7 protein-coding genes are annotated in these 15,052 nt (G+C 59.2%); 2 read left to right on the forward strand and 5 right to left on the reverse strand.

The window, feature by feature from the left end:
* Positions 1–87: 87 nt before the first annotated feature.
* The 5 genes from SH292x_RS15255 to SH292x_RS15275 form a co-directional block, all read right to left on the reverse strand.
* Positions 88–804: a PEP-CTERM sorting domain-containing protein gene (locus SH292x_RS15255; RefSeq protein WP_442481872.1), complete on the reverse strand. Its 717-nt coding sequence runs from the start codon at positions 802–804 to the stop codon at positions 88–90.
* A 239-nt stretch (positions 805–1,043) separates the two neighbouring features.
* Positions 1,044–2,663 (reverse strand): dockerin type I repeat-containing protein, encoded by a 1,620-nt coding sequence (locus SH292x_RS15260; RefSeq protein ID WP_442481873.1) that lies wholly within the window; start codon positions 2,661–2,663, stop codon positions 1,044–1,046.
* 71 nt (positions 2,664–2,734) lie between these two features.
* Positions 2,735–6,307, reverse strand: a complete 3,573-nt coding sequence (locus SH292x_RS15265; protein WP_442481874.1) for a PQQ-dependent sugar dehydrogenase — start codon at positions 6,305–6,307, stop codon at positions 2,735–2,737.
* A gap of 79 nt (positions 6,308–6,386) precedes the next feature.
* Positions 6,387–7,409, reverse strand: coding sequence for a DUF1559 family PulG-like putative transporter (locus SH292x_RS15270; RefSeq protein ID WP_442481875.1), 1,023 nt, complete (start codon positions 7,407–7,409; stop codon positions 6,387–6,389).
* Between the two features lie 159 nt (positions 7,410–7,568).
* On the reverse strand, positions 7,569–10,274 hold the full coding sequence (locus SH292x_RS15275) for a PEP-CTERM sorting domain-containing protein (protein ID WP_442481876.1): 2,706 nt from the start codon (positions 10,272–10,274) through the stop codon (positions 7,569–7,571).
* A gap of 723 nt (positions 10,275–10,997) precedes the next feature.
* On the opposite strand from SH292x_RS15275, the gene SH292x_RS15280 reads away from it, so the two are divergent.
* Both SH292x_RS15280 and SH292x_RS15285 read left to right on the forward strand, forming a co-directional pair.
* A complete protein-coding gene (locus SH292x_RS15280; RefSeq protein WP_442481877.1) occupies positions 10,998–11,543 on the forward strand; it encodes a sigma-70 family RNA polymerase sigma factor in 546 nt (181 codons plus the stop codon).
* 31 nt (positions 11,544–11,574) lie between these two features.
* Entirely contained in the window at positions 11,575–14,316 is a 2,742-nt protein-coding gene (locus SH292x_RS15285; protein ID WP_442481878.1) for a hypothetical protein, read from the forward strand.
* Positions 14,317–15,052: the final 736 nt, after the last annotated feature.

Consider the following 15,052-nt stretch of genomic DNA (forward strand, 5'->3'; position numbering starts at 1 on the left):
AACGAATAAAGCCTCGCCCGATGGACTTCCATCGGGCGAGGCTTTTACTATTTCTTTACACTATTTTCTTTACAAGGAGCCTAGTTGTTAGCGTCGGCTGCGAACAACCAAGGCCAGCCCGGCGAGGGCCAAACCCACGATAGTGATCGATCCGGGCTCGGGCACCACGGCGCTGATGTCGACGCTGAGCGCATCCAGGGCGAGGTCGCCGTTGCTGCCGTTTCCGATGCGAAGTCGGTTCAGGGGGATACCTGCAGGGCCCGTGCCACCAAGTGGCGCCCCGGCTGCAAGCGAGAAGGTCCAATCGCCGCTGTCGTAGTCGTAGGTGAAGGTGGCGGTGTTGTCCTCGTCGGCGTTGTCGCTCAGGATTGTGGCAGCGGGGATGGCATTATCTACGCCCCAGAAATCTCGATTGAAGGGGGAGCCGATGAAGGCTCGCTCGTCGCCATTGTCGAACAGACTCACACCCGCCCAACCCGTGTTCGGACCAAACATGGTGCCACCCGTCGGTGCGGCATCGATGGTCAAGGTCAAAATCTGACCTGGGCCCAGTGGACTATCGAAACCGAGGTAAGCAATGCGACCATCGCCCTGGGTGTCGAGGATGCCTCCCTGAATATCGAGATTGCCACCGCCAGCTTGGACATCCCAGGTGCCACCAATGGCAGGGTCCTGTCCATTCAGCAAAGTGCCGTCGGCGTAAGAGAAATCATCGTACGCCACAAGCTCGGCGTCGGCGGATCCCATCAGGCTGGCGCAGCCCAACAGTAGGCCGAGGGAAAAGGTGTAACTCAGGGCTCTCATAAGACATTACCTCAAGAAGTTAAGACAAAGAGAGTCCTAGGCTGTAATGAGCCTAGGAAACAGTAAGACGACTCCCCACTTTCGGCTGTAGAACAGGGCCGCAGCCATTAAGCCGAAGGAGCACAAAGCTTCGGCACACAAGCTGATTTGGATAAGTTCCCGCCACGTTCTTTCCGCTTGCGGACTTCCGTTGACGACACTTATTCCTGGAATTTTCGACCTTTTCTTGGCTAGGCAACCTACCGGCCTCCTCTCTTGCGAGTCAACGCAACGCAGAGCCCGATGACGAGGGCTAGGGAGCCAGGCACCACCGCCCCGGGCTCGGGCACGAGGGTTAGCACCGCAGCCGCGTCCGCGAAGCGTGCGTTCTCAAAAAGAATGCGCCGGAGCAGGAAGGCGTCGGACTGGTCGACGAACCCACTGTTGTTGAGGTCGCCCCGCTGCTGCTGGGCGATGGAATTCAGGCCATTGGTGTCCGTCAGCCAATTCGCGACCAACAGGTTCACATCAAGGTCGTTGAACAATCCATCGTCATTCAGATCGCCAAGCGGAACGTATTGAACGAGGTCAACGGCGATGTCGACAAAGCTGCCAATGGCGTCGAGCCCCTCGGACAGCACCCGGAACTCGTACCACTCTGGCCGGACTTCCCAGTAAGGCGACGGTGCCGTTGGATTGCTGGCCAGGAATTCGCCTGCGGTGCCGGTGCCAATGAAGTACGAGGTCCCAAAGGCGATGTCTTCGATTCGCTCGCCCACGCCGAGGCCGCGCTCGCGATGATTGCGATCATTGGCGCCTGTGGGATCGAGGTCCAGCACCCCATCGTTAAGATAGAACAGGACTCCCTCGTCTTGCCGAAATTCAACGGTCACCGTTTGCTGCCGGCTCTCGAACCGGCGAGTGTTCTTGTTCCAAAGCTCGGCGTTCTTGTCGAAGGTAAGACCGTACACACTATTGGTGTCGTAGCCGTCGACTACCCCCCACACTTCCTGCGCGGCGCTGTATGTTGCCTGCAACTGATCGTGAGCGTAGATACGGAAGGTCCCTTCGCCTGCTTCGTCGAGGTCGGGAACTTGTGCCCCGGTGAGCCAGTTCATATTGGTCAACTTCTGGTGAACACTGAACTGCTCGCGGTGGATATTGCCCATCACGCTGAAGGGATCCCCATAATCATCGAGTTCGACGCCGAAAGGAGTAGCAACCGCTCCATGCTTGGCAGGACTGTAAGCCTCAAACGCCCCTGACTTCGAACTCCAACCGCAGGGCGTGAACCGATCGTCGCGGGTGACTCGCCAGGCGCTGGAGTGGGGCGCGCCGAAGCGATGGCCCAACTCGTGATCCACGACGATTTGACCGAACCCCTCCGTGATGTTGGTCTGCATTGCCAAGTTGTTGCCAGGGAACGTCGCAATACCCGCCCACCCCTGCCCTACGTCGCCCGGAGTGGCGCTGACGTCAAAGAGATTCACGCGGTACGACTCAGGCTCGATGCCGTACTGGTTGCGGACATAGTTCTCCGCAATGCCAAACCAGTCGTTAGGACGGTGCAAGTTGCCATCGCTCCCAGTGACGAGCGTAATTGGAACATCGACTATCTCGGTGTAGCGCAGGTCTAGTTTGCCACCCGAAGCCTCCGCATAGAATCTTCGAGTCAACTCCTCGCTCGCGCGAACCTCGGCGATGCGTTGTGGCGAGAGGGGTACGGCCGTATCGGGGCGAAGGTAGAGATAAAGTCCGGTCTGCCGGCCAGTAGAGTTGGTGGTACTCCGCGGCGGAAACACAGCACCTAGAGAGCTTTCGCTGGCAACGAAAGCAACAGTCAGGCAGGCAAGGATTTGAACACGAACAATAGAAGTCATTAGCCTGAAAGACTCTGTTTCTGTGCGACAAAAGGCTCCACTTGATCGTGAGCGCGGCGTAACCGCAGCTTTTACCCGCGACGACGCCGGAGATAGTTCGACTCAATCTCTTCGAATGCGAGGTCGAGCGAGGCAACTACCCGCGACTCGATGCTACGCTGCTCCTCTCGCCGACTACGCTCCGTCGGCCGCACGCGATCCTCCGCACGCCGAACGCGATCGTCTATCTCCAACTCACGTCGAGGGGCGCGTGACGCGATCTCGCGGGAGCGCTGTTGGGAAGGACGAGAATCCGCTGTTTCTCTCCCGATTCCAAGCAGGTGGGCCGGTGCTTGGTCAGTGGTCTTGGAGGACGCGTCGGTGCTCACCATGGCCTCAACTTCACTGGGAGCATCACTGGCAACACCACTCGTGGCGTCGCTTGTCGCCGTCGCGACTGCTGGAACCGCCAGGACAGCAGCTGCTTGTTGGGCACTTAGCGCGGCGCCAAGGTTGTCACGCCAAATCGAATAGTCGGCCAAGTTGACGACACCGTCTCCGTTGCCATCCGCACGGAGCACGGCGTCGCCTTCCCCGACTTGGCCGAAGTCGCTCTTCCAAACCGAGTAATCGGCGGAATCGACTACGAGATCGTTGTTGTAGTCGCCCGCGAGTGGGCTAGGTGCCACCACAGGCTGCGAATGTTGATCGATGATAGCGCGTCGCAATCGGAAGGCATCGCTTGCGTTCACGATGCCATCCAGGTTATTGTCCCCAGCCGCAAGTGCCGCGAGCGTAGTCATGCCGCTCGTGTTCGACAACCATCCGGAGATGAGGTTTTCGATGTCCGTGTCGTCAGCCGAGTTATCTTGATTCGTGTCGGTGGGCGAGTATCCTGCGACAATGTGATCGGCTCGAACAATGGTGCGAGCCCCGTCGTCGCCAGTGACCGTCAATCTGACGTCGTACACACCTGGAGTGGTGTAGGTGTGCTGAGGGTTCTGCGCGTTGCTTTGCGTGCCATCGCCGAAGTCCCATTCCCACGTATGAGCACCGCCAACGTTGGAGGTGTCGGTAAATTGCACGGCGAGGTTGTTCAGCCCCGCGCGCGTATCGGTCGTGAAGTTCGCCGACCCGCCGGAAACACCGACGTACCGAACACGCAGGATCCGTGCCCCGGCGGCCGTGGGATTCTGCATGTTGGTGTCGGGGTACAGCTCTGAGAAGTAGAGTCCATCGGGGCCCGCCGCGATGCCGGCGGTCGTGGCGCGACCGAGGCCTTTGTACTCGATGAAGGGAATTGGCCCCTCCACCAAATCGCCGTTGGCATCGACCTTAAAGCGAACGATCCGCTTGCCATTTGCCACATCGCCTGCAGCCCAGGTCGGACCCGACTCGGTAACAAACGCCCAATCCTGAAACGCCGCTGGGTACTGGCTTCCAGAGAACGTCTGCGGTTGCACGAAAGCGAGGTCCACCGGAGCGGTCGGCTGGTACCACACGTAGGTGGCGTTGGTGGTCATTGAGGCTTCCGAGCCGTTCCATCCGTAGTTGCCACCTGCGTCGACTCGGGCGAAGCGGTCGTTATGGCCGGGGCCATTCTCCACTTCGTACAGAGTGCCATCGGCGCCTCGCCAATCGCCACCGAATGGATTGCGGAAGCCGTAGGCGAAGACGTAATCCGTTGCCGTGATGCCGTTGCCGGCGTTGTAGAACGGATTGTCAACAACCGGCGTGCCATCGAAGTTCATCCGCAGAATCTTGCCGCGGAAGGAGTTGAGGTTGAGCGCGGTTGCGGGATCGAAGCCGTCACCGTTGTGTACGTAAAGCTTTCCATCGGGCCCGATGGAGATATCCGAGATCTGGTGCGACTGCCCCTGCGTTTCGCCGACCATGTCGAGGATGATGGTCTCGCCGGAAGACGACCGACCCTCGTCGATGCTATGCAGACGTACGACCTGTCCGTGGTGAGGACCGCCCTCAATACCGTCGGCATCCGTGGCGCGGGTGATGTAGATGTCGCCCGTTACCGGGTCGACCACAATGCCCGCGACACCTTGTTCGCCCGAGCCAGGGAAGTTGCCTGTCGGATTGTAATTGAGCAAGTTGGTGGCGTAGTCGCGGACTTCGCCATTGTTGAGTACGACCTTCACGGTGCCGTAGAGCTCGGTGACGTAGAACTGCGGATCGTCAGGATCGGAGCCCGGATTGGGAACGAACGCGATGTTCACTGGCAGTTGCAGACCTTCGGCGGCAACCTCAATGCGGAAGCCAGGCTCGAGCGTCACGAAGCCAAGGATGGAGCTTCGCGCCAGGTTCGAGAAGTCGGGTACGGTCTGGTTAGGCTCGACGTAATACGTCGCCCCGTCGGACGCTACCCAGAAGTAAACAAACTCGCCAGCCGCGATGTCGATCTCCGGCAGGTAGAGACTGTGCTGGTTGCCCTGCGCATCGCTCACTACAAGGTCCGACTCCGGCAGATTCAGCCCTGACGATCCGCCAAACACTGAAACACGCACATTCGCGTGCTCACCCAGCGTGGGTGGGTTCAAGATAGAATTCGCGGCGCCGCCTGCTCCCTTAATGGAGAGGAGCAACTCTCCGGCGGGAGATTCTAGGCGAACTTCGGGCGAAACCGTGGCGGCTGGAATGATCACATTCTGGCCCAGGCCATTCTTCCAGGTCGGAACGGGCGTCGCCGCCACGTCCTCGATGGCAAGCGGAAATGCCTCGGTGGCCGCACCAGTGATAAAGGGTCGTTCGGACCAGTTGCTCACCGAGCCCGCGCTGTCGCGAAAGCGAACGCGCATGGTGTAACCGGTGCTGTACTCCAGATCGACACGGCCAGCGTGCGAGCCGACGAAGATGCCATCGCCCAAGTGCGTGTGATAACGCTCGACACCTGGAATGCCGATGGTGGTCCACACTAGCTCCAGAGGAACGCCCGCGCTGTCGGCGGTCCAAATCTCCCAGTCCGTGTTGACGTGGGTGTTGCCGTCGGCATCCTGATAACCCACCGCCTCCATGTGGGCATCGCTCGGATTGACGATCTGCCCCACGAAGGTCGGCTCCAGAATTACCGGTAAGCCTGGCTGTTGGTTCGGCGCCGAAGGGACGCCAACGATGTAGATGTAATTGAGGCGGGTAGCGAGGTTCGCGGCCCCCGCAGCATTTAAGGTCAGGCGGCCATCGCTAATCGTCACGGTGGTTGTCGCCGTGGCGAACTCGCTTGGAGCCGTCGTCACGCCCGAGTGAAGCGGCTGGCCTTCGACGTTCACGAAACTGGTGGTAGCTTGCGTCGGATCGCCCACCGAGACGGTCACCTGATAGGTGCCGTTCGCGAGCGCCATCTCCCACACACCGCCGGTCTGCACTGCCAGCAGCGTGTCGAGCCGCTGGTCGCGGTGAAGATTGCGTTCGAAGGCACCGGCGGATTGACTTACGTTCCAACCGTAAGACAGCCCATCGTCCTGGACGCCGAACACGGCCCCAGAGTCGGTCGCGAAGCGATTCGGAGCGAACGACGCCTCGGGCTGAAAGTTAATCAGGAAGACGTCGCCCGCCATCATTTGACGAGCTTCGAGTGGCTCGAGAGCCAACCGTCGACGACGCTGCCCGCTGCGACCAAGCTGGCGCTTGCGTCGCAAAGATTCCGATAGACTCATGGCGCAATCTCTCTGTTCCGGAGCCGATTCGCCAAGCGGCGCGCGGCCTTTTCTCTGAAGTCAAGTTTTGCGTGGGACCCTAGAATTGGTCCATGGACACGACTTCGCCATCGGCGATCGCGCCCAGGCGGGTGAAAATGGTGGGATCGACATCGTAGCCCATCGTGTGGACCGATCCATCGGCCAGTACGAATTGGCAACCGGCAGGGTGAGCGCTTCCGAACACTGACCAACGGTCTTCACCCGTGAACTGGGCGGGAACGGCATCCGCGTCACCCATCGGGGCATGCTTGGTCCATCGATTGACATCGAAATCGAATGCTAGGTCCCATCCTTGATCGTTGCCCGCGGCAGTGGCGGTATCGTACTCGCCCGACGGAATGTGCTTCTCGCCAATCAGTAGCACTTGCGAAGTGCCATCGGTGATCTGAGCAATCTTCACCTCGCTCATCGCGAGAATGACGCCCGTGCCGCGAAGAATCTTGGGGCCCCGGGTCGTGGCGTAGGTTACGAAGGAGCTCGCAGCCGGAGGAGCCGGCATCATGGTCCCACGTTGAGCCGGGCCTTCCCACAGGCCACCAGGAAATAGGCTCCCGCCGTTCGCGGCGTAGTCGTTCCGCCCCAGGACTGCGGGGCGATCAGCGTTGGCGTAGCCGCTTGAGTTGACGTAGGCGTACGCACCTGCACCGCGACGGGTGGGGCAGATAAACAAATCAACGGTGGTTTCGATGCGCTGCTTGGCACCCAGCTTCTGCTGTGCGGAGACGACGTTGTAGTCCCCGTCTTTGCCCATGTCGCGGATGGCACCGTTTTCACTGAACTCGAGAATGTTGAAGTACCAGCCACCGGGCTGCTTGTAGCCGTAGCCCCCGTCCGGATCCCCGGCCCATCGCCAGCCCCAGCCTCCGGTTGGGAAATGCTTGTGCACGTCGTGGTGGTTGATCGCGGCCAGGCCGAACTGCTTGAGTTTGTTCTTGCACTCCGAACGCCGGGCTGCTTCGCGTGCGGCCTGCACGGCGGGAAGCAACAAAGCAACAAGGATGCCGATGATGGCAATCACGACCAATAGTTCAACGAGCGTGAAAGCACGACGTACTTCCATGGTTTTCGTTGGTTGGGAATCGCCGGAGTGCGAGGGGTGGCAGTTCAGGCTTCTCATAGTTCCAAGTCCTTTTAGTTGGGCGAATAGATAAGACTCAGGGAAGTTCCGGTGACTACGCTACTGCCCTACGCGTAGCCACCGGACCCCAAACTGCCGGAATTACGCCGCCCGCTTAGCGAGCAGCAGTGCCGTTCCGGCTAGTAGTACCAACGCAATCGAGCTGGGCTCGGGAACGTTCACTGCATTCAGGCCGCCGGCGGTGACGTAGCCAACCGTGCCGAACACAAGTTCGCCATTTGCACGATAGGTGAAGGTCAGATCCTGGGCTCCTTCGAGTCCACCACCATAGGCGGCACCGAGCGAGATGGACGACGCACCGTTAATCGCCGACTGTCCGATGAGGCGGTATTCTTCGATTTCAAACTGGCTCGGATTGCCGCCCGACTCCCAGCCCATACCGTCGCCATTTCCCTGAGGGAAACCTGCGAGCGGGGTGTCACGTTCGGCTAGGCTATCCCAGCCACCTGCGCCTCCGCCGGTACTGCCAAAGCTTTCCTTCCACAAGTCGTAGTCGGCGATCGTTACCGTGGCGTCGCCGGCACCATTGCCATTTAGCGCGGCCGAGTCACCACCCAAGTTGTCACGCCATACGGTGTAGTCGGCTAGGTTCACGGTGCCATCGATATTGAAGTCGCCAGGAGCTCCCCCCGCATTGAGCGCACCCGAACCGCTACCAATCGAGTAGGCACTGAGATTGACGGCGGTGCCCGTGTTGTTCTGGATTTGAATCTCGCCGGTCGTTTTATTAACCAGTAGATTCAAAGTCTCTTGCGGTGGGGCCTGGAAAATGATCGACTCCTCAGCACCGTCGGTGATCCACAAGTTGTCGGCGAACTCTTGGTTGCCGGCGCTCTGAAACCGCAGCGACTGCCATGGTGCGTCGATTGGTCCCTGCCCAACGGCGGTCAACGTCGCGTTGGGTGTGGCGATGTTGAAGTTGTCGACCCAGATCTTATAGATCGTGTCGGCACCCCGGGTGTCGATCGATCCGATGATGGTCCGCAATTGATTGTTGAACGGAACGGTCGAGTCGAGATTACCAGGCCCTTTTAGGTCGAAGGCATAGTTGTTCGTGCCGCCGGGATTGGGCCCTGCGAAGAATGTCTCGGCCCCTCCTCCTGCAAGTCCCTCGAAGAAAGCGAACCCGCCCCAGTCGTTACCCGTTCCCGCTGCCTGACGGTAGTCGAACCGGACGTAGGTGAGAGCGTTGGTCACATCCAGGGGTGCGGCGAAATTACGGAAACTGTTGACCTGAGGACCGCCATTTGGATGGGTGGCGACCACGCCCGTCGCATCGAGACCTTCCCATGCGTCGCCTGCCGCCCAACCGGTGCCCGAATCCAGAGCACTGAAATCGTCCGAGGCATGGATCACGGCCAGAGCAGTCGAGCCCGCCCCGACAAAGACCACCGCTAAGGCCACGAAAGCAGCAGCAAACGCAGCGCGTCGGCGCACGGCCAATACCGAAACGGCAGCGCCGAGCAGCATGGCGATGGACGAAGGTTCGGGAATGGCGGTAAGTGCGGCCTCGAATGAGCCGGCACCATTAAGGGTTTCGAAGGCATCCACGAAGAGATCAAAGTCAATCAGGTCATGGTTGCGGTTGCCGTCCATATCGCCCAATTGATAGGCTTCGACCAGCGTCATGCCGCCGTTCACCACTCCCTGTCCCGATTTGAACGCAGCCCAGTCGGTGAGATCGATCTCGCCATCGCCGTTCAGATCGCCAGCTAGAACGGCATCCCCGGTGTAATTTACCGTCACCGCCAAAGGAACCTCGGTGCCGTTATCGTCGACCGTGATGGTTGCAAAGATGTCCTGATAAGGGCTACGAACCCACGCATCGCCGAGGCTAAGTGGGGTTCCGGTCAGGGAGAGCCCATTGCCAGGGGTCGCATCGAATGAAAATTCGCTGAGGTCCGTGGTGCTTTCGGCGGCGGTGAGCACGGTCCAATCGTCGTTGTCGACGGTACCATCCCCGGGGGGCGTGGCATCGGTGGCATCGCGGCCGTCAATGGTGTTCCACTCCGCCTGATCAAAGCTGCCAGAAAGCGACCGCAGCGTGTAACCAACGACGTTGCCCACGGTTGGCGACGCGCTCAAAGTGATCTCGCCGGTGGTGCGGTTAATGTTCACCGAAGCGGTCGGGGGAGCAACCAGCCCGACATCGGCTGCCGAATCGGCAATCACCAGATTGTCGACGGTCACAAAGGTCTGGGCACCGACATCCGATGCTACGCGTGCCGATTGCCATGCCCCGTCGATCACAAACCCATCTAACTCGATCTCGGCATTGGGCATCGACTGGTTAAGGTTGTTGACCCAAAGGCGGTAGGTGTCGTTGCTGGCACCAAATTCAACCTGCACCACAATCCGGGCAACTTGGCCGTCGATCGGAACGCCAGACTCCAGAGTTCCCTGGTCACCCTTCAGATCAATGCCGTAGTAGTCAGCGGCATTCGGCATGCCAACGAAAAGCGTTTCGTCCCCTCCGTCAACGCCCTCGAAGAAAGCCAAACCGCCCCAATTGACCGTTTGGCTGGCGGAGAAATCGAACGAGATGAAGACGGAGCCTGAAGAAAGAGACACGGGATCCAGAGTGGGATCAAACGCCCGAAACGCCGGGCTAGCAACCTGAGTCGAACTGGCCCCATTCGCGAGATTCCCCCATTGATCGGAGGCCAAGAATCCGACTCCGCCCCCTTCGGCTTCGAAGTCGTCTGAAGCGACGATTACCGCGCTCGCTGGATTGCCTAGGACACAAGCAATCGCTCCGACTACCAGCCAACTCCAAATCCTGATCATTAGATAACTCCTCGTTGTGAATATCGCGACGTTCGGACGGACAAGCGCGAGTGCCACAAGTACCACCTTGGCAATGTTCGCGGACCGAACCCGCGCCGAACACCTGCAACGCAGGCTCTCGACTTACGAAGCGAACCGGTGGCCAGGAGCCACGCGGTCGCGGGTCGATAAGAACTCAGTCAAAAGGTCGCCTTGGATACACTTGCCGTTTAAAGGGCTAATTCATGTGTATGAAATGAGTGGAGAAGCTCGAAACAGCCGTTCCGCCGCCTCCGGCGGGCCGTTGCAGCACATATCCGCAACAACCACCCGAATGGCGACATCAAAAACTCCAGAAATACGCCACAAGCTAATACCAGCGCGGTACGAAAAGTCCGCCTGTAGCTCTCCACACCTGGGCCCGGTGAGGCGACGCCAAAAACAAAAAAGAAAAACAAAAAAACTCCCGTGGTGTATTCACCCCAAGAGGTTCTGGCTGCTAGCCGACCAACCGTCAGAATGGTCGGCGGGCATGTCAGTCGAGGCCGCACCTAACACGCCTTTCGACTGCTCACACCGAGGAACCTCGAATGGCGAGCTTCTGTCTGGACGTGCTAGCCCGCAGCACTATGATAGGGTCTAGGGCAGGGACTCTTATCTACAGGTGCATGGCACCCGCGTTGCGCTGTTCCGGACGCACGCGATCCATAGTGAGAGCAATCGCGAGGCGAGGATTTCAAGCGGATGGCTATTTCCAGCGAATTGCACGACCACTCGCCTGACGGGGCGTTTGTCCAGCTCATGGCCAAGCATCAGCGGCATCTTCATTCGTTCATCAAGTCGTTGGTGCCAACGTATGCTGATGCGGACGATATCCTCCAGGACACCAGTCTTGCCTTGTGGGAGAAACGAGCGCAGTACGATACCACGCGCGACTTCTTCGCGTGGGCATGTGGCATTGGTCATATTCAGGTGCTAAGGCACCGCCGAAAATCAGCGACGGACAAGCTGTGGTTCAATGACGAAGTGCTTGCCCTGCTGACCAATCAGATGCTGGAGGATACCGAGCTGTTCGAATTCCGCCGCGAGGCACTCGATCAGTGCATTGAGAAGCTACCGAGCAACGACCGCCAAGTGGTCGAATTGCGGTTTAAAGATGGCTCATCACTTACCGATTTAACGCAGCAATTGGGTAGCTCTGCACGAAGCATCCAGCGGACCATGGCCCGCGTTCGGAGGATGCTGCATCGATGCATCTCTGCAAAGCTTCGCGAGTGGCACGTACAATAGTAGTAGGCGTTTTCATAGAAAGCTGATCCCGATGCCATCCGACGAGTACCTCCAGTCGATGCCCGAATTACCGGGCTTGGTCGACGCCTGGCAAGCAGGTGGCGATGCCTGGAATGAGGCTACGCAATTAAAGCTGAATGAACTGCTGCAATCGAGTCGCGAGGCCCGGCAGTATTTCTTAGAGATGTCTCAAGTCGATGCCGAACTCCGCTGGCGGTACGCGTCGCAGTCCGAAATCGATGCGGCCCTAGCGTCCCACGCTTCCCAAGGCACGGCTCGACCCATCGCCAGCATTGCTCTAAGTGGCCTAGGGTTTCGCGAGGATCCAGGTTTTGCGTCGGTGTTTGACTTGCTGAAGCGGAGCGAGCCGCACGCCCAGTGCTGGTTGCAGGCTTATCCAGTTTTGCGGGCGTGCCTGTTTCTCCTCCAACCGACTCAAAGTGATGCGGAAGGGATCGTCACCAGGATTGGCGCCCAACTGGCGGGTCAACCCCTCACGAAACTTCCTGTCGATCGATTTCGCCAGTTGGTTAGCGACGTGACCTACCAAGCGGTGTGCCAGGTGATTGGCACTAAACCGGGGAGTGCCACTCGCAATCTTCGGACGCTCATTGATCGCTGTGTGAGATTGAGCGACAGCGTTGAAGTCGTTGCGCTCTACGAGTCGTTCGAGGCTGCCATTCCTCACGAACTTCCGCCAGGAATGCTCCGCATACTGTGCCTGAGGTATCTCCTCGAAATGCCGCCCGCGCAGATCGCAGCGGCCACGCACCAGCCAGAGGCAGTAGTTACTTCCCATCTGGCGGAAGCGCGACTGCAAATCTGGAGATCCTGTGTCAGTCGGACGAGCGTGTGCGCGGTTCCGGTAGAATTGAAGGGATTTTCTGCCGCAAACTCGGCACTGGAACATTCGGGAGCTTTTGGCTCGGCAGCCCTCACAGGCAGCCGACGAGTCGGACCTGAGCGTCGTGTTCAAGAGCTGGGTGCATGGGCGGCAAGCAGTGATGAGAACCTCCGTGGCTTGATGATCCTCGCCATTTTGCATGAATCTCTCTACCGTCGTCTGTCGCTCTACCAGCTTTTGGCCGAGTCCAAGACTCGCCGCGACGAAGGCTTTCATCGCATCGTGGCAGAGATGGTATCGCATCTCGAAAACGCCGCGGCAAGCGTTCGTCCAATGGTGCTTCGACCACGTTCATCGCGTCGCTCGCGAACCACCACCGCATGGTTAGCCACGATTGCTGCCGCCGTGTTCATCGCTGCGAGCGTTGGCATTTGGCGCTCCGGCCAGCAGCCTGCGCAGTTGCCGGAGGATCCGATCGTGGCCGAACGCGATCCGGCACCTGCACGCGTTCCCGCCGTAGAACCGGCACCCGAGATTGCACCGCCTCTTGAAATCCCTCAGCCGGTCCTGGTGGCAACCGTCACCAAGATTCTGGACGCAAAACTGGCCATTAATCGCAAGCTCGAAGCGGGCTCGCCCCTCTACGAGGGAGAGCAACTTGACCTGAGGGAAGGTATCGTCCAGCTCACCACCGCGTCCGGAAGTGAATGGGTACTCGAAGGCCCCGTCCAGGTCGTCATGGTATCGGGCGAAGAAGTTTCGCTGGTTCAAGGCAAGATCGTCGGACTCAACAGCGGACAAGGAGTTCCGCTCGTCGTGCAAACCCCTACCGCTCGAGTACTCGACCTTGGCACCGAGTTTGGTGTGGAAGTGAATGAGCTCGAGGGAACTTCGGTTGCGGTGTACGACGGATCCATCGAGTTGAGCGCCGCAGGGGACGGCACGCTCCCCAGTAGCGTTTCGCCTATTACCGTAGAAGCGGACTACGAAGCGGTAGTCGATGAATCCACGGGCTTGCCCTCGATCCCGACACGTCTTGCCCACGACCGGGCGTTTATCCGCCCTGATGAAGTGGAGCTACGAGAAGAGCGTGCTCAGGGGTCTATCGACGCGGCCGCGAAGGTAGCTTTCTACGAGATGCTTCGTGTCGACGGGCTTCTCGCGTATCAGGGTTTTCACAGTGGTTCCGAAGCACGAGACTTAACGGTCGGCTTCCAGACGCCACGCATCATGGGACCCACGCATTTTTCCGAGGATCTCACGAGCACCTCCACCAATACGCAGCCGACATCCGGCGCGCTGGTACTGTCGAATTCGAGCTTAGTGTTCCTCGACATTGACGCCTCCGAGCATTCGCCGATGGCCAAAGCGGGCATGCTAAACGCCGCGGGCCGGGTGGCACCACCTGGCAGGGAGATCTGGGTTTGTTGGCGATCCAAGTCGTCGCTGCCGGACGGTGGACGATTCAAGTGGTCGGGCTTGTCACTAATGGACGGCGACGAACGTCGAGTCAACGAATCGATCTTCGTTGGTCACCCAGTCGATACGCCGAACCTAGGCCTTGATGTGGTGAAAGGGCCGGACGCCGCTATCCGGGACCTTGATAACGAGCCGAGCCTTCCAGGAGTGCAGCCATTACCGAACGACAATGAGACCCACTTGTGGGTGGTTCGCGTCGAATTCCACGATCCGGGCTTTGGAGCGGTGTCCATGTGGTGCGATGTCGACCCCACGGAGCTGAAGTCAACCGCCCCGAGCGCCGAAGGCGAGGTCGAAGAACCCGAGTTTGATCGACTGCGACTAGAGGTCTCGCTCGAAGGCGATCAAGGGACTTGCTCGTTCGACGAGGTGTACATGACGAGCTCGCTCGAAGCCCTCATCGAGGCGATGGCCCATCGTCAGCAGGTGCCGGATTCTGACGAGAATTGAAAAAGCTCGACGCGCTACCCTCGCTTCTCGCACAACACATTGAGTTTGTGCCGGCCGGCTAAGCCCTTGCGTATCGGCTTGATAGCCCCGCGATGCATCACGCCTAGGAATTCCGGAACAATAGGCGTGCGAGCTCCCTGATCGCGAGTCATTGCGACCGACGTCGCTCCTTGGTGCGAGCGGCATCGCTGGATGCCGAATTGCTTTTGTGCAACTTGACCTCGGTGTGATTGTTCAAGGCCCCGCTAGCGAGGGCACGGCCGGCACCATTGAGTTGCTACCGGAGACGCATGGGCTGTTGCTAGCTCCACAACGCCGTGCCGCGGGATCCCATGCACGACGGCGCTGTGGCGACCACCATTGAGTTCTACGTCGCAGAAGTTGCCTAGCGTACCGCGGCACAAGTGTCGGGCCATAGAATACAATTCTGCTGCCCCTCTGCAGATTGGCGCGATGCCGAGGAGGCAACGACTGGAAGCCGAGACGGGCGACAGGCCCCTGGCTTCTCGAGAGTAATCTAAGTACCGGAGGTGGGACTTGAACCCACACGCCCTTGCGGGCACTGGATTTTGAATCTGCCTAGGGTATTTCAACGAGTGTTCAGGTACTTTCGAGAGCGGTAAAATGAGGGTGTGTTGAAGCGGAGATTTTCGACCTAAGCGGCGATTAGGTGACCGCTAAGGTGTACGCTAACAATTGAGCCAGCTAGCGGGGTAGCTCCCCGCGTCGCACCTGT

The sequence above is a fragment of the Aeoliella fuhlenseeensis genome, from assembly GCF_052161615.1.
GTDB lineage: Bacteria > Planctomycetota > Planctomycetia > Pirellulales > Lacipirellulaceae > Aeoliella.

What these genes read in the sequence shown, in the direction of transcription:
- SH292x_RS15255 (WP_442481872.1), bottom strand. Translation starts at nt 804, where the DNA reads ATGAGAGCCCTGAGTTACACCTTTTCCCTCGGCCTACTGTTGGGCTGC.
- SH292x_RS15260 (WP_442481873.1), bottom strand. Translation starts at nt 2,663, where the DNA reads ATGACTTCTATTGTTCGTGTTCAAATCCTTGCCTGCCTGACTGTTGCT.
- SH292x_RS15275 (WP_442481876.1), bottom strand. Translation starts at nt 10,274, where the DNA reads ATGATCAGGATTTGGAGTTGGCTGGTAGTCGGAGCGATTGCTTGTGTC.
- SH292x_RS15270 (WP_442481875.1), bottom strand. Translation starts at nt 7,409, where the DNA reads ATGGAAGTACGTCGTGCTTTCACGCTCGTTGAACTATTGGTCGTGATT.
- SH292x_RS15285 (WP_442481878.1), top strand. Translation starts at nt 11,575, where the DNA reads ATGCCATCCGACGAGTACCTCCAGTCGATGCCCGAATTACCGGGCTTG.
- SH292x_RS15280 (WP_442481877.1), top strand. Translation starts at nt 10,998, where the DNA reads ATGGCTATTTCCAGCGAATTGCACGACCACTCGCCTGACGGGGCGTTT.
- SH292x_RS15265 (WP_442481874.1), bottom strand. Translation starts at nt 6,307, where the DNA reads ATGAGTCTATCGGAATCTTTGCGACGCAAGCGCCAGCTTGGTCGCAGC.